This is a genomic window from Halomicronema hongdechloris C2206 (assembly GCF_002075285.3).
In the GTDB taxonomy this organism is placed as follows: domain Bacteria; phylum Cyanobacteriota; class Cyanobacteriia; order Phormidesmidales; family Phormidesmidaceae; genus Halomicronema_B; species Halomicronema_B hongdechloris.
Map to the genome: position 1 here is coordinate 3,812,676 of NZ_CP021983.2, position 26,078 is coordinate 3,838,753.

Here is a 26,078-nt window from a genome sequence, read left to right on the forward strand (position 1 = left end):
TATCCTAGCGTGTTTCTCCCCAGCTAGGAGTAGAAGGGGCCGGGGAGGCATTTAAATAATGGCGGAATCGGGTTTGCAGCTGGTCTAAAACCAGGGACTCGCTCCAGTAGGCCACCAAGGCATGGCCCAGGGCGGTGGCAGTGCGATCGGGCGCGGCGGGATTGTCCACCATCAGGGGCCACAGCCCCAACAGGTCAAAGTGGGCATCATCGGGGGCTACCACTTGAAATAGCTCGTAGGCCATCTGCAGTTTGCCAATCACCAGGGGCAACTCTTCCACCGGAATCCGGTTGGCCAAGACTTGAGCCAAGGCTGGGGACCCCGTGGTCAGGGTGGAGAGAAATTGCAACACCGGGCTCTTCAGTAGTGCCGTCAGCCCCTGGTTGGTGGTCATCTGCAGGGCATAGCGTTCGATGATCTTAGCGGCGGCTACGATGCGGGCCTGCCGCTGCCGGAGAAACCGGCCCAGGCGACTCTGCTTAGCCGGAGCCATGGTATCGATTAGCGTCAGAGCCAAGGCATCGGCGTTCCAGGGAGACCGCTGGGCTTGGGCATCGTAGGTGACTAGGGGCAGCACTCGATCACAGCTATCTGCCAGGGCATCGGCTCGATACTGGGTGGCCTCGCGGATGGCCACTTCCTTGGCTCGTTCCCCCCACTGCCAGTCATAGGGCGGCGACCATTCCCGCAGTGGGCGCAGCCGATCGACTTGGGTGACGATGGCAATGGCGGGGTGATCATGGCCCTGGTGACGCAACTCCTGCAATAAGTCCACATCCATCCTTAAGGCTGGATCTAGGGCCGGAGTCACCAGTAGCAGCAGGTCTGCTGTGGCCGCTTTCTCCATCACACTCTGGCGCACATCATCACGGGCGATCTGCTCATAGCCTGGGGTATCCCATAGGATTAGACGATGGCCGTCTTGAGAGGACCACTGGTACCGTTGGATTTTATCGGTGCTGGGCAGCACATCTACCTCGGCCTGATCGGCTGCAAACAAGGTGTTAATCAAGCTGCTTTTGCCGGCACCGGTGCGACCCAGCAGTAAGATTTCCACGGGTTTTTTCTCAACCGGTTCCGTGGGCTCTGCCTGCTGTAGAATCTGGCGCAGGGTCTGGGTTGTCTCCTCGGCAGGGGGAGACTCCTGCAGCAGGGGTTGGGGCAGGGCAGAGCGGTCACCGCCGTAGAGCAGCACGGCCTGATGACACAGGGTTTGCAAGGCTTTCTGGCGAGCCAGGGTGCCCAGATTGGCCAGCAGTTGCTGGGTGGCTTGGTTGCCGTAGCGTTGGCTGGCCAGCCGAGCCGCAGCGGCAGCTGGATTCCAGAGCCACTGGGACCAGTTGAATAGGCGCCAAACCCAGCGGGCAGAGGGTTCCACCCGTTGATACAGTTCGTAAGCCTGTACGGCCTGGCCAACGGTGACCTGATTCAGTACTGGCGAGAGCTGTTGCATCCATCGATCGAGGTCGTCGACAGTGCCCCGAATCAGCCCGTAGGCTTGGGGGACATAGATATTGAGCAGGGGATATTTCACCTCTGGGTAGTAGATCTGTGCGATCGCACTGACCAGCTCCTGACAGCGCTGCCAAAATCGAGGCCAGTCTTCCCAGATGGGGGGGTCGCTCTCAGCAACCTGCAGCACCCGTTGCAACGCGGCTTCCACCGCCGTTGCGATCTCGCCGGTATCGGTCTGTTGAGCCTCTTCCAGTTTTTGACTAGCCTGATCGACTAGATCATCAATCTGGCTCCTAGCGGGCTGGGTCCATCGCACCAATAACCAGCGCCAGCCCAGCAACAGCAGAATGATCACCGCCCAGATCCAGTTCAGCTGCCAGGCATGAATCTGCCATGCCGCCGCCACCCCTAAAAAACTCACCAGCCCCACTACTGGCAAGCCCAGGACTATCCACTGCCATCGCGTTAGTATCATGCTGTTGAGCCAACCCTTCAGTACCATTTAATCGCGCTGGCGAGTGGCTCAGCTGAGGCCACGGCTGACAACGGGGCCAAGACCTACACTAAGATGCGCCCGGCGGCGCCACCAATGGAGGCGGGTAGGCCCAATACCAACACATTGCTGAGCCATTCCTGCCAGGGATCGGCTGGGGTTAACTGCTGGAAGAACACCAGCATGGTGGTCGAAATCAGCAGGGCCACGAGATAGGCCACCAGGGTTTCGGTGATGGGGCTGAGCAGCAGCCCCCGTTGTCGCCGCTCACTGCCATCGGCAAAGCCAGAGGCAAAGACGATGGTGTAGGACAACAACAGCGAGGCTGCAATGATTAGCAGCAACCACAGGGGTGGAATGGAGGCGGCCAGGAGACGGATCTCTTCGGTGGGGGCAATGCTGAAGGCAATCAGGATCGCCCCCAGCAGGGTGGCATCTAGGTCTACCAAGGTGTCGGGCCAGCGGCTGGCATGCCGCTTCTGGCTAGGGCCATTGAGCTTGCGCCGGGAGACTGGTCGCGCTGGGGCAGGGCTGAGCAGGGAGCGGGCCAGGGCTACTCCCAGAGAAAAGGGCACCCCTTCGAAGATGAGCTTACCCAGGGTTTCCGATAGGGGCGTGGCCAGGGTGATGCGTCGTAAGAGGATTAATGCGATCGCAGCGCAGAGAAGGCCGATGCCCAGGGCCTCAATGCTCTCCAACACGGCTTCTAGGGGTTGTAACCGCAGGGTGCGACGGAAACCACCGGTCTGTGTCAGTAGCCACACCACCCCGAACGTGACCGCGCTAGGACCACTAGTAAGCGCTCTGGCTGCACTGACGAGCCAATGGACCAGACCTCGACGGTGTAGAGCAGCGGAATGCCAAACAAAAAGCCCCCTGCCGCTCCCCCGCAGAATATCCTGCAGTTCCTGCAGCCAGATATTAGGTGTCTCAGATGCCGTCATGGTGTGCTTGTTCTAAATGGGGTGGGTCAAAAAGATTGTCGTCGGTGGTCACACCGTCACCTGGATTCGCCCAGCACCTGAACCAAGGCTTGGGTGAGGCCTTCCAGGGTGTATTCCTGGGCTTCGACATCGACGCGGCCGAAGACCTGGTAGCAGGTTTCGGAGGTCTTGGGGCCGATGGAGGCTAGGCAGACCCCTGGCAGATGGGTAGGCCACTCGGGGCCGAGGCCCTGCTCTAGGAGTTGGGCGGCGTGGCGTACGGTTTTGGAGCTGGCGAAGGTGAGGCAGTCTACCGCGCCCTGCTGCAGGGCCTGGATTACCTGAGGGTCTGGCTCTGGGGGGCAGCCGGATTCATAGGCGGGCACCTCCAGCACCTGGGCACCGGCGTCGCTGAAGGCTCGCACCAACACCTCCCGGCCACCGCTCTCCACCCGAGGAAAGAGCAGGGTCAGGCCCTGCACCGGCTCCGGGAAGGTGTCGGCCAGGGAGTCAGCGATGAAGTCGGGGGGGGTGAAGTCGGCGTGGAGGCCTCGTGTTTGCAGCACCTGGGCCGTTTTCTTGCCCACCACGGCGATCTTGAGGCCGGCCAGGGCCCGCAGGTCATGGCCTTGGTGCTGCAGGCGATCCAGGAAATAGGTGACGGCGTTGGCGGAGGTGAGAATCAACCAGTCGACGGTGGCTAGGGATGCGATCGCATCGTCCAGGGCCTGCCAACTGGAAGGGGGGCGAATCTCCAGGGCTGGCATTTCCAGCACCGTAGCGCCCTGGCGGCGTAAATACCCACTAAACTGACTGGACTGACCGGCTGACTGAGTCACCACCACCGTCTTGCCAGCCAGGGGGGCCTGGGCAGTCATGGTCTCCATCTCCTTACTCATGCAATGGGTCTCCAGAGGGGCGGTCGGGGACGAGGGCATCAGGTATGTACGCAGCCCCACCACCTCCCCGATCACCACCACCGCGGGGGAGAGCGACTGCCCCTTAGTCTGCTGCAGGATGCTCAGTAGGGTACCGGTCCACACCTGTTGCTGCGGGTGTCCGGCCCAGCGGATGACGGCGATGGGGGTTTCCGGGCGCTTGCCCGCCTGCCGCAGTTGCTCCAGGATCTCAGGCAGCCGTCGAGTGGCCATCAACAGCACCAGGGTTTGGGTCTGAGCCAGGGTGGGCCAATCTAGACTCTCCAGGTCGTGGGCCGTCATGACTGCAAAGCCATGGCTCAAGACGGCATCGGTCAGGGGAATGCCGGCCAGCAGGGGAGCGGCCAGAGCCGAGGAAATCCCCGGGATCACCTCCACATCGCAACCGGCCTGGCGCAGGGCCTGCACCTCCGAGGTGGTGCGGCCAAAGATGAAGGGATCGCCCCCCTTCAGCCGCACTACTCGCTTACCCGCCTGAGCCCGCTGCACCAATAACTGGTCGATCTCCTCCTGGCTGGGGCTAGGCCGGCCGCCGCGCTTGCCCACATCGATGCGATCGCATCCCGACGGTAACTCCGCTAGCAGCCGTTCATCCACCAGAGCGTCATGGACCAGCACCTGAGCCTGCCGCAGCAACGTGTAGCCTCGCAGGGTGAGGTAAGCCATATCTCCTGGCCCGGCCCCAACCACATAGACCTTTCCTGTGCGCTTCATAGCTTCCCATCGATGGCCCATCGTTTCCATCATGCCGGATTGTTGCCGCACCAGTGAGCCTTGCACCAGACATGCCATCGCTGAACGGGATGGCTTCGTGGCATCCTAAAGGCAGCCTTAGCGTGGAGAACCAGCCAATGTTGACCCTCTATCACACACCACTATCCCTCAACTCGCGCCGGGTTTGGGTCACCCTACTGGAAAAAGGGCTCCACTTCGACACCATTGAGATGAATCTCAGTGGAGACCAGTTCCAGCCTGAATTCCTAGCCCTGAACCCCTTTCATCACATTCCCGTACTGGTAGACGATGAAGTCACCCTGATCGAATCCTTCGCCATCATGGACTACCTAGAGGCTAAATACCCCATTCCCTCTCTACTGCCGTCGCCCCCCACTGCCCTAGCCAAGGTCCGCATGATACAGATGGTCACCGTCAACGAGTTGCTGCCGGCTATCAGCCCCCTGACCAAGAAAATGATGGGATTCGGCAGCCCCGATGCCGACGCCCTAGAAAAGGCCCACCAGCAAGCCGCAGTTTGTCTGGGCTTCTGCGAAGAAAAGTTAGCAGATTGGTCCTTCTTTGGTGGCGACGAGCTATCTCTGGCAGACATTGTCCTAGGGACTGTGGCCCCCTGGTTTGACCAAATGGAGTTGCCCCTAGACCAATATCCCCAGCTACAGGCATGGATTCAACGGCTGCTGCAACGCCAGGCCTGGCAGATTACCCAACCCACCCCCGAGGCCATCGACGCCTTCAAAGAGCGCATGGCCAAACTCATGGCCCAGCGAGGGCTATAGGGGGGTTTACCGTTCCTTAACCTGGCGATGTTCTCGCCTTAATGCTTGACCGAGATGATACATCCAGATGTTCTGCCCTGCTGAGATAGCTGTTGCCTCCCCTAGGTCGAGGGTGCTTTCCCGGCATCGATAGCAACTGCGATAAAGGGTTAAGCGTTTGTGCTCGATAGCGTCTGGAGTGAGAACTCTAGTTCATATTCCTAAGCATGGGTGTGTTTCAAACCTCGCTGAATTATCCCGATGTCCCCCTTAGCCAGGCCAAAATTCTATTGGTTGACGATGAGGCCCTGATCCGCGAGACCATAGCCATGGCCTTGGAGGACGAAGGATATTTAGTCTCGGTAGCCGAACATGGCCATGCTGCTCTAGAGATCCTGAAGGGCAATGACGCCTCTACCCTGAGCGCTAACGATTTCGACCTGGCTATTCTGGATTGGATGTTGCCCGGCATGAACGGCCTCGATCTGTGTCGTCTCATCCGCCACCATCAGATCGATTTCCCCATTCTGATATTGAGTGCCAAGGGCAGTGAAATGGACCGGGTAGTTGGCCTGGAAGTAGGGGCAGACGATTACCTGTCCAAGCCCTTTGGTATGCGAGAGTTGATTGCCCGCTGCCGAGCGTTGATGCGTCGCCACCGTTGGTCCCAGAAGGCCCCGGCGAAGGTCGTACTCACCTTTCAGGAGATCAGCCTGTATCTGAATGAACTGCGGGTAACGGTGAATGGCCAAGAGATTAATCTCTCCCCCAAAGAGTTTCGGATTTTAGAGCTGTTTATGAGTGAGCCGCAAAGGGTGTGGTCCCGGGAGGATCTGATTCAGCAGGTGTGGGGACCCGACTTTATGGGCGATCGCAAAACGGTGGATGTGCATATCCGTTGGCTGCGGGAAAAAATCGAACCCGACCCCAGTCAGCCCCGCTATATCACCACCTTGCGTGGGTTTGGTTATCGCTTTGGTTGAGCCTACAGCCTTAGCGGTGTGTAGGCTAATCTGACAGCGGCAAGGGCTGAGCTGTCGCTGCCGATATATCCTGGGGCCGGGGCAAGCTGGGCGACCAGCGGTTGGCGATGGGCATGCGCCAGCCCATGCCAAAGGCCCGATCGGTAATCTTCAGGACCGGCGGGGCCTGGCGGCGCTTAAATTCCGCCCGGGCCAGCAACCGCGTCACCTGCTCCACGGTGGCCGGATCATGGCCGGCGGCGACGATCTCTTGCAGGGATTCGTGGTGCTGCACCAACCGCTCTAGGATGTCATCTAGGATGTCGTAGGCAGGTAGGGAATCTTGGTCCTGTTGGTCGGGCTTGAGCTCGGCGCTGGGAGGCTTCGCCAAGACATTGGTCGGAATCGGGGCTTTGGCAAAGGGGAGCGTGGCGGAACTGGTGGCTGCAGAATTTTCAGTTGCCCTTTGATTCAGCCATCGACACAGGCTATAGACCTGGGTCTTGGGCACGTCGGCAATCACGGCCAGGCCACCGTTCATGTCGCCATAGAGGGTGCAGTAGCCCACGGCCATTTCGGACTTATTACCGGTGGATAACAGTAAATAGCCAAATTTATTGGCTACGGCCATGAGCAGGTTGCCGCGGATGCGAGACTGGATATTTTCTTCGGCCACCCCAAATTCGGTGCCGGCAAACAGTTCGGCCAGGGTCTGGCCATAGCCTGCCATGAGATTGCCAATGGGTAGGGTGGTGGTGTGAATGCCCAGATTGTCGGCCAGGGCGTAGGCATCCTGGAGGGAGGTCTCGGAGCTGTAGGGCGACGGCATCAGTACTCCCAGCACATTGGCGGCCCCCAGGGCAGCGGTGGCGATGGTGGCTACCAGGGATGAATCGATGCCACCACTGAGACCGATCACCGCTCGAGAAAAGCCGCATTTGTGGGCATAGTCTCGTACTCCCAGGACCAGGGCGGCCCAAATTTCGGCGGTATGGTGGAGGGGCAAGGGGGCCACAGGGCCTGGCATGAAATCCCGTTGCTGCCGCTCGAACTCCACTAGGGTGAGATCGGGTTGGAAGCCGAGGGCGCGAACCATGACGTTCCCCTGACGGTTGAAGGCAACGCTGCTGCCATCGAAAATTAAATCGTCGTTGGCCCCGATCTGATTGGCGTAGACGATGGGGCAGCGGAAGCGGGCGGCGCTGTGGCCCAGCATGGATTCCCGTAACTGCTGCTTGCCCACGGAATAGGGAGAGGCCGATAGATTGACCACCAGGTCAACCCCCTGCTGGGCCAAGTCGGCGATGGGGTTGCGGGGATAGGTGCGTCCGCCCCAGAACTCTTCGTCGTTCCACAGATCTTCGCAGATGGTCACCCCCACCCGCACGGTGGCCTCTCCAGGAGGTGAGGGATTGTCCAGCGGCCAGTCGAAGTAGCTGGCCCCGCGTCCGGGGGAGAAATAGCGGTCTTCGTCGAAGACATCATAGGTGGGCAGTAACTGTTTGTGAAAGACCTGATGCACCCGCCCCGACCACACTAAGGCAGTGCTGTTAAACAGAGGTTTTTCGCCGTGGTCGCGGGCATCGGGATTGGTGGTGGCGAAGCCGATCAGTACCCCCACTTGCGGGGGCAGTTGCTGAGCCAATTGGGTCAGGGTCTCGGCCATGGCGGTGATGAAGCTGGGGCGAAACAATAGATCTCGAGGCGGATAGCCACAGAGGGAGAGTTCTGGCGTTAATACCAGATCGGCGCCCTGGCTGGCGGCTTGCTGGGCGGCCTCGAGGATAGCCTGGGCATTGCCGCTGAGATCTCCGATGGTGGGGTTGAGCTGTGCGATCGCAAGTCTAAGGGTAGATTTCATATTATTTTCTACAGAAAGATAATAAAAATTAATTGACCTCGTAACTAATACTCTAGAGGTGGTCCTAGAGATGACGTTGGATATCGTTGGGATAAGGTGTCGTCTGCCGCTTCTGTTCGGCCAGGGAATTGCGCTCCCAAAAGACGCCATCAGAGTAACCCTGAATGCTGGCCTCCCTATCTGCCAGGGCCAGTCTTTTCTCGGCCAGGCAACAGTAGTCTAGCTCCACTTCAATGCCCAGAAATCGCCGACCCAACTTTTTCGACACCACTGACGTAGTTCCACTGCCCAAGAATGGATCGAACACGAAATCCTCCGGCTTAGAGCTGGCCAGGAGCAATTTTGCCATTAATTTTTCTGGCTTCTGAGTAGGGTGGTCGGTATTTTCTGGCATAGACCAAAACGGCACCGTAATGTCTGTCCAAATGTTAGATGGGTGAGTCAAGCGATACTTTTTTGGCCCGTGGTCTTCCCAATCCTTGGGCTGGCCATCTTTATGTCGATAGGGCGCTATGACCCGTCGCTTCAATTTGACGGCGTCGACAGCAAAGTAATAGTCATCAGAGACGGTACAAAACCAGATATCTTCACAGGAGTTTTTCCAGTTACGCTTGGCGCCGCGACCTTTTTCCCGTTCCCAGGTAATGCGATTTCTAACTCGAAAATGCTTCTTTAGAACTGGATAGGCGGCCGCCGATGTAAGCCAGTCAGCACAGAAATAAATCGACGCCTCCTCCTTAAGCACTCCTTTCAACTGTGATATCCAACCCTCTAGCCAATCAGCATAGGCGGCATCATCCATGTGCTTAAATGATTTGCTATGAAATCGTTTGTTGAGGTTATAGGGCGGGTCCAGAATCATCAAATCCACAAAGCCTTTAGGCAAATATTGCAGTGCATCCAATAGGTCCTGGCAAATGGTTTTGTTGGCAAGGTCATCCACTGCCAACGGACGATGCAGGGTGAGCACCTTTTTGGCTAAGTCATCATGCTCGCTGGCCCTCAAAGTTAAGGTTCGATTCTGCGGCGCTCGCTCCTTGTTGATCTCGGGGTTGCCCATTGTCGCTCACTCTCAACTAGATAAAAACCATGGGTTTATCTTTGCAAGGTTCGAAGGCGTCAGCGTCAAAGCAATAGAGGCTGGCAGGGCGGCCGGCACCACGAGATGTCTTCTGGCCGGTATCCCGCAAAAAGCCCAGCTTTAGTAGCCGGGCTCGAAAGTTAGAATAATCCGCAAAGTCGGGGCCTAACACCGTCCCATAGAGTTGGTAGAGATCCCCCAGGGTGAAGGTCTGGGGCAACACCTCGAAGGCAATGGGACTGTACTCCAACTTGTTGCGCAGCCGCTGATAGCCGTAGTCGAGAATGCTGTTGTGATCGAAGGCCAGGGTCGGCACCTGGCTGAGGGGATACCAAGCTATGCCACTGACCCCGTCGGCAATCAGTTCGGCTTCGGCAAAGCGCACCAGGGCAAAATGACTTACCGACAAATAGCGCACCCCAAAGGAATTCTCGGCTTCTCGAGGGTCTCGGTTCGGCCCCCCAAAGGTATAGAGCTGCTCTAAATATAGATTCTCGACGCGGATTTTTTCTGAAAGCACCCGGTAGGCGGCATCCTCCAAAGATTCACCATGGCGGACCAGGGTCCCCGGTAGACTCCAATACCCCAAAAACGGATCATCGTGACGCATGACCAGCAACACCAGTAGACGATTTTGCTCCGTGTCTACGGAGAAAATGACATTGTCGACCCCCACCTTAAAGTCGGCCAGGTCCCCCCCTGCTAAGGAGTCGATAGCTTTTCTCTGGAGTCTTCCGGGCATGGATAGAGGTTGTTCTGGTCGATGTAAGCTTGAACCACTGGGGGCAAGACGTCACGGTCGTCGGCTTGCCGATACTGACTCGAGGACATGTCGAATCGGTGGGGCATAGTAGCCAGAGAGATATGGGCTCCCTGTTGCCGCAGTTCTATCAAATCATCCTGCGATAGCCGATAGCCAGGGCGGGGCACTACCAGGATATGGGCCTGAGCAAAAATCTCCTGGGCGCGGTACCAGCGCGGTAATTGGGAGACCAAATCGGCCCCAATCACCAGGGTAAAGTCCGCCTCTGGCCACTTCTGGCGGGCCCGTTCCAGGGTAACGATGGTGCGGGAATGGCCTAGATCGGGGTAGAGGCTAATCCGACCAGCAGGGACTTCAATCTGATCGATGATCAGTTGCAGCATGGTAAAGCGATCGGCCAGGGAGGTCTGATGCCGCTTGAAGGGATTGTTGGCCGCCCAGACCACCACGTGGTCAAATTCGGTGGCTAACCAACTGAGGATGGCTAAATGCCCCTGATGGGGGGGATCGGCACTGGTACCAAAGAGGGCGATGCTAACCATGGCGACGTTATGTGTTAACAGAGGTCTGACGACGGGTCTCGGCGGTGAGGGCTTGCAGGGCCGATGAAATGGTGACCGGGAACGCCTTGGGGGTATCAATCTGCCGAATGGAGGCTGGTAGACTGGCCACTGACTCAGCCGTGCGCTCGGCAATGGTGATCAAGGGAGCGCTAGGTATGGTGATCTGTCCTTGCTTCATCACCGGCTGCAGTAGGGGCTGTTCCTGGGGACCAGCGGTATCTGTTATCAACCCCAGGCGATCTCCTTGGCTTTGACTGCCCTGCTGGTACCGAAAGATCTGCTTGCGGCCAGGATAGGTAACTTTGTGACTAGATTCTTTCATCACTGGGATACCGTCGAGTTCCACCAGTTTATAGACCCCATTGACCGGAGTGCCAGTCACCAACCGAGTGCCGATGCCATAGCCATCAATGGTGGCGCCCTGGGCAATTAACCGCTGGATTTCCCACTCGTCCAGGTCGCCACTGGCAAAGATGGTGGTGTCGGGTAGGTGCGATCGCACCTGCTGCGACAGACTCGCCAACTCCCCAGAATCGAGGCGTACCCCGGCCACGGTCATCTTGTCCTGGCGCACCCAGTCAGCCAGACGCCGGGCCGCCGCCACCGTATCATAGGTGTCGATCAACAGCGCCGCCCCTGGGAAATAGCGGTGAAACGCCTGGAAAGCTTCGTCTTCACTGCCAGTGGTCGCCGTTATCGCCATCACCAGGGCATGGGCCATAGTCCCTGCCGGTTGTCGCCCCAGCTGTAAGGCAGCCAGCACATTAGACGTGGCATTTAACCCTGCCGCCAACGCTGCCCGAGCCGCCCACACAGCTCCTTGGGGACTAAAGGCCCGACGACTGCCAAACTCCAATAACTTGGCCTCGGGCCCAGCTACATCCCGTAAACGAGCCGCTCGGGTGGCAATCAAGGTCTGGTAGTTGAGGGTATTGAGCAGATAGGTTTCCACCAATTGAGCTTGCCACAGGGGAGCCTCCACCCGCAGCAGGGGTTCATTGGCAAAGACTGCTGTTCCCTCCGGTACTGCCCAGACATCGCCAGTAAACGTGGCTTGCCGTAGCAACTGCCAAAACCGAGGCGGCGCCTGCTCAAACAAACCACAGGCCTGCAATTGCTGCACCTGCCCCTCGGTAAACTGCAAATGACTCAAGTAATCCAGAGCTGGGGCCAAGCCCATGGCAATCAAATACCCATAGTTAGGCGGCAGCCGCCGCACAAATAACTCAAAACTGGCGGGCCGCTCGGCCAACCCCTCCCCGGCATAGCAAGCAGCCATGGTCAGCTCATAGAGATCCGTGAGTAGGCTGTAGTCCTCACGGCCAATAGTCAAGGCCGGATCATCCGTCATGGCAGATAGGCTGAGTAGCAATTATGGTTATTTTAACCAAAACAAACAGGAGTTGCCTAGGAGGACGAACGAAGAGGGGGAGGCGAGTCGGTGGGTGGAGGACGAGTGACGAGTGACGAGGTGATGGGGTGATGGGGGAAAGGGAAAACGGAGGACGGCTTGCCCTGTTCGCGAAGCGGCTCCGTAGGAGCAACGTAGTCGAAGGGAGAGCAGAGGACGATGGGGAGGACAGAGGACGGAGGGCGGAGAGCAGAAAAGGGGACAGGGAATAGGGAATAGGGAATAGGGAATAGGGAATAGGGAATAGGGAAGGACAAGCTCCTCGCCACTCTACCGATGCGACGCGATCTAGCGCCACTGACCGAACAGCCCTTCCACGGGGTCCAGGGCGGTGGTTCGCCCTGGTCGTAGGGGTCCGGGGGAAGCGAAATTCCCCCGGCGAGCACCCCGAGCTACACGATTAAGTGCGGTCCTATCGAGGTTTATCACGCCTTGTCGATGCGACGCGATTGATGACGGCTGATCAACAGGTCCTTCCGCAGGTCCAGGGCAGCAGTTCGGCAAGCTCACCACAAGCGGTTTGCCCTGGTCGTAGGGGTCCGGGGGAAGCGAAATTCCCCGGGCAAGCACTCCACTAAAAACCGCGACTGTCCCAAAATGGCTCTCTTCTATTTTGGTGAGATACTACTAAATTCACTCGTCTGTGGCCGACTCCTTAGTGGGCCAGGGAATCTCAGCAGTCGCAGCCAGCTGTCGGCTCAGGGCGGCGGCCCCAAACTGGTTGAGATGACTGGGATCGGCGAAGAAGCCGTCTTGCTGACGCCACTGTAGTAGCCAATCTAAAACTTGGAAATTGCCTCGCTGGGCCTCCGTTTGCAAATAGTTCTGGAATTGCCGTTCGTACCCTAGGCGGACCGGGTCCAGGTAGTCATCACTGAGGGGCAGATTCACTATGACCAAGGGAATCTGTTGAGATTGAGCCCAAGCTGCGATCGCATGTAATGACTGGGTCTGCACCCCCTGCAGGCGAAACGGCTGATAGGCCGAGTCATACTCCCCCGGAACCCGGGAAAATTGCCGGTAGTATTGGCCCGGGTTAAAGCGCTCATCCTGCGCCAAAAACCCATAGGCATCGATCTCACTCACCGGCATCGCCACAGCCTTCGTCTCAGCCGACTGTTCTAAGCTAGGTCGCTCCCCCGACTGCAAGGCTTGGTAACCAGGTGACCGCAGCACCGCTGCAAAGGTGCGATCAACCCGACCACTGTTGAACGACCGCGACCCTACCCCCCATAGCAAGATCTGGGGTAACTGGTCCGGCGTCAGCACTTGCCGCAGCAGAAAACTCATCAGCTGGGCCGTGGCGCCATTGATGCCGAAGTTAAAGACCGTCAGCCCCTCCTGGGCTAGGGCCGCCTGTAGCACCTGAGGGTCAATGCCCTGCAAGGCCCGGGAGCTACCAATGACCATGACATCAGGCACCCCGACTGTGGCCACATAGGACAGATACAGGCCAATCTTTTCATCCAACACGGCACTGCCCAAGCTCGGAAACACCCGGGGAACACTGGCCCGTTCTGCCTGCCGCTGAGCTACCTGACCATAGGCTAAATACTGCCGTAGTTTGCGCTGCACAAACACTCGCTGGGGCGCTTGCGGTGGCACCGCCTGTAGCGATTGACTCGCCTGCAGCCACTGCTGGGTCACCTGGTCCCAGTCGGCGGCAGATTCAGCAGTCTCCGCCAAATCAGCTGCTGCCGTGGCCTGGCGAATAGCCATAGATACCAGCTGCTCAGGGGACTCCCTAGGGGTTGCATCAGTCACCGCCTCAGTGGCTGCATCAGGGGCATTGGGCAGCTCCCCCGGCGATTGATCAGCTGGCAGAGGATTACCCCGCAGCCAACACCCCACCAACCAGAGGCTCATTGCCATGACTAACCAGAGATGTCGTCGCCGCCTCATGCAGACTCCTCAACATCGATTCCCTTTGATCTCTATTTAAACGGAGCCAAGGTCAACCATAGCGATTTGATGGCAGGGAAGCGCCCGATTTGGAACTGGAACTGGATAGCGTCCTGCTTACGTCTGCCTTGGCGGACTAGGTGAGGCAGGCTAAGTCTTCAGTCTTCTGGGTAAATAGTAGGTTCTCCCGGTAGTCCACCGGGCAATCGATCACCGTGGGCACGTTTTGTTCTAACGCTTCTTTTAAGGTTGGCAATAGATCCTCGGTGGACTCTACCCGATAACCCTTCAACCCCATGCTGCCAGCTAGCTTGACGAAGTCTGGATTCGTGAAATGGACAAAGGCAGATTCCCCGTAGTGGTTCATTTGCTTCCACTCAATCAGGCCATAGCCACCATCGTTGAAGATGAGAGTAACGAAGGCAGCCCCCAGACGGCGAGCCGTCTCCAGTTCCTGGCAATTCATCATAAAGCCGCCATCTCCGGTGGCAGCAATCACTTGGCGAGAGGGGTTGACTAACTTGGCGGCTAAGGCTCCCGGAATCGCAATGCCCATGGCAGCAAAGCCATTGGAAATAATGCAAGTATTGGGGCGCTGGCAATGATAGTTGCGGGCAATCCACATCTTGTGGGCTCCCACATCAGAAATCAAAATGTCATCGGCCCTCAAGACCTGACGGAGGTCGTAAATCAGCTTTTGGGGCTTCACCGGAAAGCCATAGTCATCGCTGTATTGAGCGTAGTCTTCCTCAATTTCCTGGCGCAGTTTTGCCGTGCCGGAGTCTAGCCGTCGCTGGTGGGAGACGCGCTTGAGAATCTCATTCAGAGAATCAGAGATATCCCCCAACACCTCGATGCGAGGAATGTAACTGCTGTCAATCTCGGCCTGAGTGGCATTGATGTGCAGAATCGGCAAGTTGCCGTCAGGATTCCACCGTTTAGGGGAGTACTCTACCAGGTCATAGCCTACGGCGATAACCAAATCGGCCCGCTCCAGGGCACAGCTGATATAGTCTCGCTGCTGCAGGCCAAAGGTCCACAGAGCCAGGGGATGGGTATAGGGAATCACCCCCTTACCCATGAAGGTATTGGCCACGGGAATGTTGAGGCGGGTGGCAAATTCCGTTACGGATTCACTGGCTCGGGCCCGAATAGCACCGTTGCCCACCAGGATCACGGGGTTGGTCGCTTGGGAAATCGCCACCACGGCCTGTTGAATGCTCTGGAGCGAGGCGTAGGTTTTTTCCTGACTGTCTCGATGCAAGGGTTGGCCTACGGCATCCATATCGGCAATATTCTCGGGCAGATCGATATGCACTGCCCCTGGCTTTTCCGACTGGGCCAGTTTAAAGGCCTTGCGGACGATCTCTGGAGTGTTGCTGGGGCGAACGATTTGGGTATTCCATTTGGTCACCGGGGCAAACATGGAGACCAAATCGAGATACTGATGGGACTCGATGTGCATACGGTCAGTGCCTACCTGACCGGTAATCGCCACCAATGGAGCCCGATCTAGGTTGGCATCGGCGACACCTGTGATTAGATTAGTTGCCCCCGGTCCCAAGGTAGATAGACACACGCCCGCCTTGCCAGTCAAGCGCCCATAGACATCCGCCATGAAGGCAGCCCCCTGTTCGTGGCGGGTGGTGATGAACTGAATCGAAGACGTTTTCAGGGCTTGTAGGACCTGGAGGTTCTCCTCTCCTGGTACACCAAAAATATACTCGACCCCTTCGTTCTCGAGACAGCGTACCAGCAGTTCGGCGGTGTTCATGAATAAAGTAATCCTATCTGAGCGTCTTGAGCGTCTTATCGGATCCAAATAGTCTTTATGTTGACAAACTCTTGGATACCTTGGTGGCTAAGTTCGCGACCATAGCCCGAATGTTTAATGCCCCCGAAGGGTAGGCGTGGATCAGACTTGACCAGGCCATTAATAAAGACGCAGCCCGCCTCAGTCTCATTGATCAGACGATCCTGCTCTGAGGGGTCGGTGCTCCAGGCACTCGCTCCCAGTCCCAGTGGAGTACTATTGGCCAAGCGAATGGCAGCGTCTATGTCAGGAACTCGAAATATCAGGGCCACAGGACCGAAGAATTCTTCCTCATCGGCGGGGGTGCCAGGGGGAATCTGGCTCAGGATGGTGGGGGGATAGAAATAGCCGGACCGTAGCCCCTGGGGCAAGGTGTCTAGCAGGGCGGCGACATTTCCTCCCATCAGGGCCTTAGCCCCCTGCCGTAGGCAGGCGCTGACCTGCCGGTCGAGATCCTGCACGATGGCGGGGGTGGCCATGGGACCAATGTCGGTGCTGGTGGCCATGGGATCCCCTACCGTGAGGTCTTTAAAGGCCGTTACCAGCCCCTGTTCGAAGCGATCGGCAATGGCCTCGGCCACGATGAAACGTTTGGCGGCAATGCAGGATTGGCCGTTATTAATCAGTCGGGCCTTGGCCCCGGTAGCAATGGCCGCCTCCAGATCGGCGCTGGCCATGACGATGAAGGGATCACTGCCACCTAACTCCAGCACCGTCTTCTTAATATGACGACCACAGGCCGCGGCTAAACTGGCACCAGCGGGTTCACTGCCGGTCAAAGTGGCGGCTTTGATGCGGTCGTCAGCCACCAAGTCAGCGAGCCGGTCCGCGCTAATCAAAAGGGTTTGCAGCGTTCCTTCGGGAAAGCCTGCCGCCTTGAAGACCGTCTCGATGGCCAGGGCGCATTGGGGCACGTTGGAGGCGTGCTTCAGCAGCCCGACATTGCCGGCCATCAGGGCTGGCGCCGCAAAGCGAAAGACCTGCCAGAAGGGAAAGTTCCAGGGCATCACCGCTAGAATCACCCCCAAGGGTTGATAGCGCACAAAGCTGCGGCTGGCATCGGTCTGGGCTGGGATATCGGCCAGGAAGGCGGCGGCATGCTCAGCGTAGTAGCGACACACCCAGGCGCTTTTTTCTACTTCTGCGATCGCACTGGCCAGAGGTTTCCCCATCTCCAGGGTCATGAGTTCCCCGAAGCGCTGTTTGTTCTCTTCCAGTACCCCAGCGGCAGCGGTCATCCAGGCAGCGCGCTGCTCAAAGGAGGTGCGACGGTAATGCTCAAAGGTCCGTTGGGCCTGGGCTAACCGATCGGCCACCTCTGCCTGGGTGAGGGCCTGGAAGACTTGCAGTTTGGCCCCCGTAGCCGGATTAATACTTGCAATTGCCATCATCTGACCTCCTTGCGGTCACCTGAAGCGGGACTAGCGATCGCACGTCCGTCTGCCATCGCTTAGTCCCCTTTACAGACTGTCTCGGGGACTCGGCTCTTTCAGGTTGGCCAGTGATCCAGCCTTGCTGACGGACCCCCTCACCCTTGATGACAGCCATCCCCTAGCAGCCTGTCTCTACTCTGCCAACAGGGACTAGGAGTCCAGGCAAAATTGTATAGATTGTTTATGCTCGCCGCCCCGCACAGCCAGCAAAATCAACAACCTTAGAGTGATTTGCAAGCCGCCTAAACAGTCGTCAGAGCCAGGTTTTCAGACACACCGCGAACACTCCTGCAAGATCGCTAGAAGCCTTGAGAACACTTGCCTTGACGGCTCTTTAAGATTTCCTTGGCAAATTAGCTCTTGGAGTATTCCATCTGAAAAAAGTGTCTCGATCTAGGCTATGCAGCCAGCCCTTGGACGGGTATTTAGCTGGAACACTCTTAAAAAGGTATTAAAAGCAGCGGCCATCCGAGATTCTACGGATACCCTCGTCGTCAAGATACCTCCTAACTGCGTCACCAGCCCCATTTGTCTAGTGCCCCCGGCACGTTGACGGGTGGGGCTGCTACCTAGGTGTGCGATCGCAAAAAGGTGCGATCGCGAGTCATGTCCACGGCGATGCGACCATCGAAGTCGGGAATGGGGGCAGCTAGCTTCACCAGTTGTACCCGTACCTGCTGTAGGCGTTCGTCACCGCTGAGGGTAGCCCGTGAGATCGCAGCGGCTAGGGCCTCCAATAGCGAAAACCGTTGGGTTCTGATCAGGCGTTGTACCTGGTCGATCGCCTGGCAGTAGTTGTAAGTATCGGCCAGCTGATCCGTGTCTGCCGCTAAGGCCAGATCTAGCCACAGGGTCAGCGACACCTCAAACCATTGTCCCAATACCCGTTCCTCCGGCAAGGCCCCGGTATAGCCGTAGGCGCGAATGCCAGTGACCTGAATTGAATCCATTGAACTAGGTGGCATTAAGAGTCGGACCGGCGCTCTGCCAGCTTCAGCAAGAGGGTGGTGTGGGCCGTTCGGTTAATTGGGTAAAAGTAGCACAGCACCATGCCCCCGATCAGCAACAGCATGGGCACAGGGCCCATGAAAAACCGAATCGCCCACAGGGCCGACGGCGGCTGTTGGGCGGCATCGGCCACAAAGCCAGACACCTCTAGGGCCACCCCCACCAGAAATAATCCTAGGGCTAAGCCTAGTTTCTGGAGCAGAGTCATGAAGGAATAGAAAATGCCTTCCCGCCGATACCCGGTTTGCAATTCATCCAATTCGATCACATCCGGCAGCATGGCCCAGGGCACCACATAGGCCGTCGCCACCCCAAAACTGGCCACCAGACAGAGGCCATACATCACCATGGTTTGCCCTGGCTGTAAGAAGAACAAGGATATCTGCACCAGCAGCCATACCCCAATGCCGATGAAAAACAGGCCCTGCTTGCCCACTCGCTGGCTGATGCGATTGCAGATAAACATGAAAATCACCGCCGTTCCCTGCACTAACAAGGCCGCCAAAAAATAGGAATCCAGCCCCATCCACTCGGTGACATAGAAGGGCAAAATGCTGGCGGTAATCTGCAGGGCCATCCAGGCACAGAGATACAACCCTACCACAAACCAGAAGGCCCGATTGGTCAACACCACCCGCAATTGCTGAGCAAAGGACATACCTACTACTTCTTGGGTCAGGGCTGGGCGTCGGGCTAACTTCCGTTGGGCATAGCCATAGGTGCCGAAGATGCACCAGAGCATGGGGGCGATGGAGAACAGGGCACAGATGCCGCCGATGATCCAGTACTGCTGTTGCTCATTGCTGATCACTTGAGTCACCCCCAGGCCCAAGGCCAGGGCCAGGATGGCACCCCCTACCGAAAAGGCCAGGCGAAAAGAGGTGAGTTCGGTGCGCTCATCGTAGTCCTGGGTCAGCTCCGCCGTCAGGGTGGTATAGGGCAAGTTGACGACGGTAAAAAAGACCTGAAACAGCACCGACGCCAAGACGTAGTACCAGAACTTAGCACTGTCACTCCCTAAGCCAGGCACCACCCACATCATAAAGAAGGTGATGCCGAAGGGCAGGGTGCCCACCAGCATCCAGGGATAGCGGCGACCCCAACGGCTGCGGGTGCGATCGCTGAGCACGCCGACGATGGGATCGTTCACGGCATCCCAGATCTTGCCAATTAACAGTACGGTGCCCGCCGCCAGGGGAGCCAGTCCGGCCACTTCAGTCAGAAAAATCAAGAAGGAGAAGGCGATCAGGTTAGAGGTCATGCCCGCTCCCATGTCCCCGGCCCCGAAGGCTAACTTGGTGGCCAGGGTCAGTTTCAAGGGAGGCGAGGTCTGGGGAGAGGGATCAACCACAGCAGGCACCTAACAACGGCAATGGGAACTCGGGATTGGTTTATCGTGATCGGTACAAGATAAATCCTCAGTGTATTATTGCCCCATTCGTTACCCTCACAGCTTGGTCGATATGCCTGATCTTCATGTGTCCTGGTCTGATTATTATCGTCTGATTGAGCGCTTAGCCCTGCAGGTATATGAGTCTGACTGGCAATTCAATCAGATTGTCTGCTTGGCTAAGGGAGGGCTGCGCATTGGCGACATCTTCTGCCGCCTGTTCGATCAACCCCTGGCCATCTTGTCGGTGTCGTCCTATGGCGGGCTCAATAACCAAACCCGGGGAGCCCTGACGTTTTCTCGGGATCTGACCATGACTACGGCTAATCTGGGCAATCAGGTATTGCTGGTGGATGACCTGGTGGACTCGGGCCACAGCCTGGCTCGCTCTGTCGACTGGTTGCAGCATCAGTATGGGTTCTACATTGATGACATTCGCACGGCGGTGCTCTGGTATAAGGGCTGTTCCATGGTGCAGCCCGATTACTACGTCGACTATCTGCCGGACAATCCTTGGATTCACCAGCCCTTCGAGCACTATGAACAGATGGACCTGCCTGCCCTGATGCGATCGCATCAGACCGCCTCGTCCTCGAGATTGTGACTTGGCTCAATCCCCGGGGCTATTTCCCTCACCGTGCCGACCCTCAACTCTCGCTATACTGCAAGACAAGTGGCCGTCGCCCAGTGCTAAGGCTTTTCTCCCCTGAGCCAGCCATGGTCACCGCAGATGTGATCGTTTTTTTGCAACAGTCCTCTGGGTCTAGACAGGGACACGGTTTATCAAGGCTCACCGAGCATGTTCAACAGCACCGAAATCCTGATCGCCGACTTCGTAACCAAGCTTAGGGCCGGCTACCACCGCACCTACGGTGGTCTTAAGCCCGACTACGAAGACATTATCGCCTGGGCCGGCAGCATGGCCCTGGAGAACATCGCCAACAGCGACGCCCTTTACCACAACGTCGAGCACACGATTTTGGTCACCCTAGTGGGGCAAGAGGTGCTGCGGGGCAAACACATTCGGGAAGGAGGCGTCACCTGCGAGGACTGGCTGCACTTCATCATTTCCCTGGTCTGCCACGACATCGGCTACGTCAAAGGGGTGTGCCGGGCCGACCGCGATAGGGACCACCTCTACGCCACCGGCAACGGTGATGAGATGGTATCGCTGCTACCCGGGGCCACCGACGCCTCCCTCACCCCCTACCATGTGGATCGGGGCAAACTGTTCATCGCCGAGCGCTTCGGCGGCAACCGCATCATCGACTCCGAGATCATCAAGCGCAACATCGAACTCACCCGCTTTCCGGTACCAAAAGAAGAAGATCACCAGGATACGGTCCACTATCCCGGGCTGGTGCGGGCAGCCGATCTGATTGGCCAGCTGAGTGATCCTCGCTATCTGAAGAAAATCAGCGCTCTTTTCTACGAATTCGAGGAAACGGGGCAAAATCAATACCTCAGCTACCATCACCCCGGCGATCTGCGGCGCAACTATCCCAAGTTCTATTGGAATGTGGTGCATCCCTATATTCAGGATGCGCTGCGCTATCTCTCCCTCACCCAGGAGGGCAAGCAAATCATTGCCAACCTCTACTCGAATGTGTTTATGGTGGAAAACGAAAATAGCGTAATTCCGACTTAGAGGATATTTGGAAAGTACCCTGCAGCCTTGCTCCAGACTGGATTCTGGCCACCAGAGCCATACGCTCTAAAACGCTTACCCTGCAGGGCTTTCAGCCGATTTTCAAATGTCCTCTTAGAGTGTTCCAGCCAAATACCCGTCTGAGGGCTGGCTGCATAGCCTAGACAGGCTGAGTTCAATAGCCTAGATTCAGAATACTTTTTTAGATGGAATACTCTTAACAGTGTTCACGGAATCCGCCCAAATTCATTTAACTCATCCAACTTCACGACGACGGCTATGACCTGGTGGCAGAAGCTGACCCAAAACTCCCTAGCAAGGGTGGGGCTTGTGATTTTAACGGTGTTTTACGCCGTCGTGATTTTTGCCGATGTCGTGGCCCCCTATGACCCCTATGTCAACGAGCCCAATGGGTCATTGCTGCCGCCCACCGAGATCTACTGGCGGCAGCAACTCACAGGCGAGTGGATCGGTCCCCACGTCTATCCCACCACCCAAGGTCCCGTGGATATCGATACGGGGGAACGCAACGTCACCGTAGACTATTCAGAACCCTCCCCGATTCGCCTCTGGGTAGCCGGGAAAGACTATCACCTGTTTCGGTTGGTACTGCCGCTGCCCACCCGTTGGTCCCTGAGCCAGCCTCGGTTTCAAGAGACAGTACTGTGGCCTGGCATTGCCGGCAACCGTCACCTGTTTGGCACCGTCGGCCCTGGCAAGCTGCACCTGTTGGGGACTGACGAACAAGCTCGGGATCAGTTTAGCCGTCTGATCTTTGGCGGTCGTATCAGCCTCAGTGTCGGGGTGATTGGGATCATTTTGAGCTTTCCCCTAGGGCTCTTAGTGGGGGGGCTCTCAGGCTATTTCGGCGGCGCTGTGGATGCGATCTTGATGCGGCTGGTGGAAATGATCATGACCATCCCCGACATCTATTTATTGGTGGCTTTAGCGGCAGTGCTGCCCCCCACCCTCAGTAGCGGCCAACGATTTCTGCTGATCATCTTGATTACCTCCTTCGTGCGTTGGACCGGATTAGCGCGGGTGATTCGGGGGCAGGTGCTCTCGATTAAGGAGCAGGAATTTGTCCAGGCGGCGCGGGCCATGGGCGGGCGCTCGCTGTACATCATCACCCGGCATGTATTGCCCCAAACCGCGACCTACGCCATCATCGCTGCTACTCTGGCGATTCCAAGCTTTATTGTGGCCGAGGCCATCTTGAGCTTGATTGGTCTGGGGATTCAGCAGCCCGACCCCTCTTGGGGCAATATGCTCTCCAATGCCACCAATGCCTCGATTCTGGTGTTGCAGCCCTGGTTGATCTGGCCACCGGCCCTGTTAATCGTGGTGACGGTGCTGTGCTTTAACCTGTTGGGGGATGGCCTGCGGGATGCCCTGGATCCCCGCACTCTGAAATAATCTCTAGCCAGTGCCCTGGAGTCGGTGGTAGGCTCAGGAGCGTATTCGAGGGATATCCAGGATGGTACGACTGCTAGTCGGGTTGCTGTTAGTGCTGTGGGTGAGTGGGTGTGCCTGGGGGGGCGGCCCTCCGACAGCGGTGGTGGCCGATGCGATCGCAACTCAGCTACAACAGAGTCGCCAAGAATTAGCCCAAACCCTCAAGAGCGACCCCGGTTCATCGTTTCAGATCACAGCCGTCACCATTACTCAGCGCCGGTCCACTACTGTTGCTGGGCAACCGGCTCTGCAGGTACGCGGCACCTATACCCTGACAGGACGCTACTTGAACAACTCCCTAAAGCAGCCAGATAACCCCTTCGAGATTTATCTCAGCCGTACCCCCGATGGCGAGGCCTGGCAACTACTGCGCCCCATCGCTGCCTCCACCGACACTGACCCCAGCTGGGTCGTAGCCCCACTCTCCTAGGCCCCGTCACTCTCCTTGGCGACCCAAGCGCATCAAGTAAGCAATAGCCTCCTCACACCAGGTGAGCCAGCTCTGTTCGATTAATAGCCCGTTGCGCAGCGTCAAATACTGAAATCGAGAGGCTAGGGTTAGCCCATCCGTCTTCGACAAAAACTGTTGCTCTAAGGCTCGATATTCTCCTAAGCGAGCCTCGTGCAGCTGACGATGATTCTCCAGTTCCTCCAGAATCAAATCCCGCGACACCATATGTCCGGCAAATAGCTTTACCAGCAGATCATCCTTGACGGTGCGAATTCCCGTGGGCTTGGCCATCCATTCCTGCAAGAACCCTTGCCCTCCCTCCGTCACCTCATAGATCTTCTTATTGGGGCGACCATCTTGTTCAATGGTCTCAGCCGTCAGATGGCCATCGGCCTCCAACTTGCCCAATTCCCGGTAGATTTGCTGGTGGCTGGCATCCCAGAAAACACCCACCGACTCATCAAAGCGCTTGGCTAGGTCATAGCCGCTACAGGGATTATCGAGTAAAGCAACGAGAATTGCGTGTGCCAGTGCCATGCGTTAGTGCCAGCGACGCTTCTTCAGCATAAACCGTTTGAGCTTAGCAGAGACTTAAAGGGGGTGCCTACGGTGGCATGTGCTACCCGACCCTAGCAAAAACCCCTAGGTTTTAACAGCCTCCGATACTAAAGATCTAGAGTTGTTAACCTGCCTAGTCCCCTCAAACAATCTGCCCAACTCAGTACAACTCAGTACAAGCACCCTCTGATGGCAGGGCTCAAATTACAGCGATATAGCCGCCTGCCTCACCCTGGCATTAGCCATGATATTCCCCAAGTCACGGCCTATCGTAGCCTGAGGCAGGAAAACATTAAGGAACCCGTAGTTAATGGGCATAGGGTCCCTCAACCTCGTATGGTTTTGATAGCTGCAGATGCCGACGCCATCATTGCAGCAGGGGCAAGCAGTTTCGAAAATAGGTCACTGTCGGCGCCGGACCCTGGCCGAGAAGGCCTATGTCCCATTTGACCCTACTAATCTTCGAGCGCTTATCATGTCTCAACCCACCATCGAGTCTATTCTGCACGAGCAGCGGTTATTTCATCCCTCCCCTGAGTTTTCAGAGCAGGCCCACATCAAGAGCCAGGGAGAGTATGAGGCCCTCTACCAAAAAGCCGCTGCCGATCCAGCTGGATTTTGGGCCGAGCTAGCTGAACGGGAGCTCCATTGGTTTAAGCCCTGGGATACGGTACTAGACTGGCAGCCCCCCTTCGCCAAATGGTTTGCCGGTGGCAAGATCAACATCTCTTACAACTGCCTCGACCGGCACCTGACCACTTGGCGTCGCAACAAAGCGGCCCTGATCTGGGAAGGGGAGCCAGGAGACTCGCGCACCCTCACCTATGGCCAACTGCACCATGAGGTGTGCCAGGTGGCCAATGTGCCTCAAAGACCTGGGGGTGACCAAGGGAGACCGAGTTGGCATCTACATGCCCATGATCCCAGAGGCAGCCATTGCCATGCTGGCCTGTGCCCGCATTGGCGCTCCCCACACGGTGGTATTTGGTGGCTTCAGTGCCGAAGCCTTAAAGGATCGCCTGCAGGATGCCGAGGCAAAGTTGGTGATCACCGCCGATGGTGGCTTCCGTAAGGATAAGGTGATTCCGCTCAAGGCCGCCGTCGATAAGGCCCTGGCCGATGACGGGGTGCCCAGCGTTGAGAACGTCTTGGTGGTGCAGCGCACCGAGGCCGATATCACCATGGAGGCAGGACGGGACCACTGGTGGCATGACCTGCAGGCCCAGGCCTCGGCAGATTGCCCCGCCGAAGAAATGGACGCCGAGGATATGCTGTTTATCCTCTACACCAGCGGCACCACCGGCAAACCCAAGGGGGTGGTGCACACCACCGGCGGCTACAATCTCTACACCCACATGACCTTCCAGTGGGGCTTCGACATCAAAGATAGCGATGTCTACTGGTGCACCGCTGACGTGGGCTGGATCACGGGCCACAGCTATATCGTCTATGGTCCCCTGTCCAATGGGGCCACCAGCCTCATGTACGAAGGGGTGCCTCGCCCCTCCAATCCCGGCTGTTTCTGGGATGTGGTGCAGCGCTACGGCGTCAACAGTTTCTACACCGCGCCGACGGCCATCCGCGCCTTCATCAAGATGGGGGATGAGTTGCCCAAGTCCCGAGATCTCTCCTCCTTACGGCTCCTGGGCACCGTCGGTGAACCGATCAATCCCAAGGCTTGGATGTGGTACCACGAGGTGATTGGCGGCGGCCGTTGCCCCATCGTCGATACCTGGTGGCAGACGGAAACTGGCGGCTTCATGATCACACCCCTGCCGGGGGCGATTCCCACCAAACCGGGATCCGCCACCAAGCCCTTCCCTGGCATCTTGGCCGACATCGTCGATCTGGACGGCAATCCGGTGCCCGATAACCAAGGGGGATACCTGGTAATCCAGCATCCCTGGCCGGGTATGATGCGCACCGTCTATGGCAACGAAGAGCGGTTCCGCCGCAGCTATTGGGAACATATTCCGCCCCAGGATGGCCACTATGTCTACTTTGCCGGGGATGGGGCCCGCCGCGACGAAGATGGCTACTTCTGGATCATGGGCCGGGTGGATGATGTGATCAATGTCTCGGGCCATCGCCTCGGTACCATGGAAATCGAGTCGGCCTTAGTCTCCCACCCAGTGGTGGCAGAGGCAGCGGTGGTGGGCCGCCCGGACGAACTCAAAGGGGAGGACATCTGTGCCTTCGTCATCCTAGAGAAAGGCCATCAGGCCAGCGATAGCCTCAAGGCTGACCTGACCCAGCACGTCGTCAATGAAATCGGCGCCATTGCCCGACCCGGGGAGATTCGCTTTGCCGATGCCTTGCCCAAGACTCGCTCTGGCAAGATCATTCGCCGCTTTCTGCGTAACCTGGCCAGTGGGGAAGATATTGTCGGTGATGCCTCTACCATGGAAGATCAAAGTGTGCTGAATCAGCTGCGTCAGTAGGTCGCTGGAGCGTGAGGTAGGCCGAGGGCAAGGGGG

General features: G+C 57.5%; 19 protein-coding genes and 2 pseudogenes. 7 read left to right on the top strand and 14 right to left on the bottom strand.

What is annotated here, in order from left to right; all coding sequences use genetic code 11:
• Window positions 1-4: 4 nt before the first annotated feature.
• From XM38_RS17355 to cobA, 3 genes and pseudogenes are all read right to left on the bottom strand, one after another.
• Window positions 5-1,930 carry a GTPase family protein gene (locus tag XM38_RS17355; RefSeq protein ID WP_088431751.1) on the bottom strand — a complete coding sequence of 642 codons (1,926 nt, stop codon included), beginning with the start codon at window positions 1,928-1,930 and terminating at the stop codon, window positions 5-7.
• An 83-nt stretch (window positions 1,931-2,013) separates the two neighbouring features.
• Window positions 2,014-2,892 (bottom strand): annotated as a pseudogene (locus XM38_RS17360) (TIGR02587 family membrane protein).
• 56 nt (window positions 2,893-2,948) lie between these two features.
• Window positions 2,949-4,523 (bottom strand): uroporphyrinogen-III C-methyltransferase, encoded by a 1,575-nt coding sequence (gene cobA / locus XM38_RS17365; protein ID WP_088431753.1) that lies wholly within the window; start codon window positions 4,521-4,523, stop codon window positions 2,949-2,951.
• A gap of 137 nt (window positions 4,524-4,660) precedes the next feature.
• On the opposite strand from cobA, the gene XM38_RS17370 reads away from it, so the two are divergent.
• Both XM38_RS17370 and XM38_RS17375 read left to right on the top strand, forming a co-directional pair.
• Window positions 4,661-5,323, top strand: coding sequence for a glutathione S-transferase family protein (locus XM38_RS17370; RefSeq protein ID WP_080813965.1), 663 nt, complete (start codon window positions 4,661-4,663; stop codon window positions 5,321-5,323).
• A 206-nt stretch (window positions 5,324-5,529) separates the two neighbouring features.
• Window positions 5,530-6,285, top strand: coding sequence for a response regulator transcription factor (locus XM38_RS17375; RefSeq protein WP_088430532.1), 756 nt, complete (start codon window positions 5,530-5,532; stop codon window positions 6,283-6,285).
• A gap of 25 nt (window positions 6,286-6,310) precedes the next feature.
• Here the strand turns inward: XM38_RS17375 and XM38_RS17380 are convergent, their stop codons facing one another.
• The 10 genes from XM38_RS17380 to XM38_RS17430 form a co-directional block, all read right to left on the bottom strand.
• Window positions 6,311-8,125: an NAD+ synthase gene (locus XM38_RS17380; protein WP_088430534.1), complete on the bottom strand. Its 1,815-nt coding sequence runs from the start codon at window positions 8,123-8,125 to the stop codon at window positions 6,311-6,313.
• 64 nt (window positions 8,126-8,189) lie between these two features.
• The gene (locus XM38_RS17385) at window positions 8,190-9,185 is read right to left on the bottom strand and encodes a DNA-methyltransferase (RefSeq protein WP_088430536.1); all 996 of its coding nucleotides are present in this window, start codon (window positions 9,183-9,185) and stop codon (window positions 8,190-8,192) included.
• Between the two features lie 16 nt (window positions 9,186-9,201).
• Window positions 9,202-9,948: an NUDIX hydrolase gene (locus XM38_RS17390; protein ID WP_080813957.1), complete on the bottom strand. Its 747-nt coding sequence runs from the start codon at window positions 9,946-9,948 to the stop codon at window positions 9,202-9,204.
• Window positions 9,909-10,511, bottom strand: a complete 603-nt coding sequence (locus tag XM38_RS17395) for a nicotinate-nucleotide adenylyltransferase (RefSeq protein ID WP_080813955.1) — start codon at window positions 10,509-10,511, stop codon at window positions 9,909-9,911. Before XM38_RS17395 ends, XM38_RS17390 begins: the two co-directional genes overlap by 40 nt.
• 7 nt (window positions 10,512-10,518) lie before the next feature.
• Window positions 10,519-11,883, bottom strand: coding sequence for a nicotinate phosphoribosyltransferase (locus XM38_RS17400; protein ID WP_088431755.1), 1,365 nt, complete (start codon window positions 11,881-11,883; stop codon window positions 10,519-10,521).
• A gap of 693 nt (window positions 11,884-12,576) precedes the next feature.
• Window positions 12,577-13,845 carry a hypothetical protein gene (locus XM38_RS17410; protein WP_088430538.1) on the bottom strand — a complete coding sequence of 423 codons (1,269 nt, stop codon included), beginning with the start codon at window positions 13,843-13,845 and terminating at the stop codon, window positions 12,577-12,579.
• A 136-nt stretch (window positions 13,846-13,981) separates the two neighbouring features.
• Complete coding sequence (locus XM38_RS17415) at window positions 13,982-15,619, bottom strand: acetolactate synthase large subunit (protein ID WP_088430540.1); 1,638 nt, start codon at window positions 15,617-15,619, stop codon at window positions 13,982-13,984.
• A gap of 35 nt (window positions 15,620-15,654) precedes the next feature.
• Window positions 15,655-17,046: an NAD-dependent succinate-semialdehyde dehydrogenase gene (locus XM38_RS17420; protein ID WP_080810321.1), complete on the bottom strand. Its 1,392-nt coding sequence runs from the start codon at window positions 17,044-17,046 to the stop codon at window positions 15,655-15,657.
• Window positions 17,047-17,660: 614 nt separating this feature from the next.
• Window positions 17,661-18,041, bottom strand: a complete 381-nt coding sequence (gene folB, locus XM38_RS17425; RefSeq protein ID WP_080810242.1) for a dihydroneopterin aldolase — start codon at window positions 18,039-18,041, stop codon at window positions 17,661-17,663.
• A gap of 14 nt (window positions 18,042-18,055) precedes the next feature.
• Window positions 18,056-19,450 carry an MFS transporter gene (locus XM38_RS17430; protein ID WP_225889344.1) on the bottom strand — a complete coding sequence of 465 codons (1,395 nt, stop codon included), beginning with the start codon at window positions 19,448-19,450 and terminating at the stop codon, window positions 18,056-18,058.
• Between the two features lie 112 nt (window positions 19,451-19,562).
• On the opposite strand from XM38_RS17430, the gene XM38_RS17435 reads away from it, so the two are divergent.
• The 4 genes from XM38_RS17435 to XM38_RS17450 all read left to right on the top strand — a co-directional run bounded on the left by XM38_RS17435 (window position 19,563) and on the right by XM38_RS17450 (window position 23,022).
• On the top strand, window positions 19,563-20,093 hold the full coding sequence (locus tag XM38_RS17435; protein WP_080810324.1) for a phosphoribosyltransferase: 531 nt from the start codon (window positions 19,563-19,565) through the stop codon (window positions 20,091-20,093).
• A 195-nt stretch (window positions 20,094-20,288) separates the two neighbouring features.
• Window positions 20,289-21,137: an Npun_R2479 family HD domain-containing metalloprotein gene (locus XM38_RS17440; protein WP_080810244.1), complete on the top strand. Its 849-nt coding sequence runs from the start codon at window positions 20,289-20,291 to the stop codon at window positions 21,135-21,137.
• 279 nt (window positions 21,138-21,416) lie between these two features.
• Entirely contained in the window at window positions 21,417-22,553 is a 1,137-nt protein-coding gene (locus XM38_RS17445; RefSeq protein ID WP_080810246.1) for an ABC transporter permease, read from the top strand.
• A gap of 61 nt (window positions 22,554-22,614) precedes the next feature.
• A complete protein-coding gene (locus XM38_RS17450; protein ID WP_080810247.1) occupies window positions 22,615-23,022 on the top strand; it encodes a hypothetical protein in 408 nt (135 codons plus the stop codon).
• A gap of 6 nt (window positions 23,023-23,028) precedes the next feature.
• Here the strand turns inward: XM38_RS17450 and XM38_RS17455 are convergent, their stop codons facing one another.
• Entirely contained in the window at window positions 23,029-23,580 is a 552-nt protein-coding gene (locus XM38_RS17455) for a PadR family transcriptional regulator (protein WP_080810249.1), read from the bottom strand.
• A gap of 496 nt (window positions 23,581-24,076) precedes the next feature.
• Between XM38_RS17455 and acs the strand changes: the two are divergent.
• Window positions 24,077-26,042: pseudogene (gene acs, locus XM38_RS17460) on the top strand (acetate--CoA ligase).
• Window positions 26,043-26,078 lie beyond the last annotated feature (36 nt).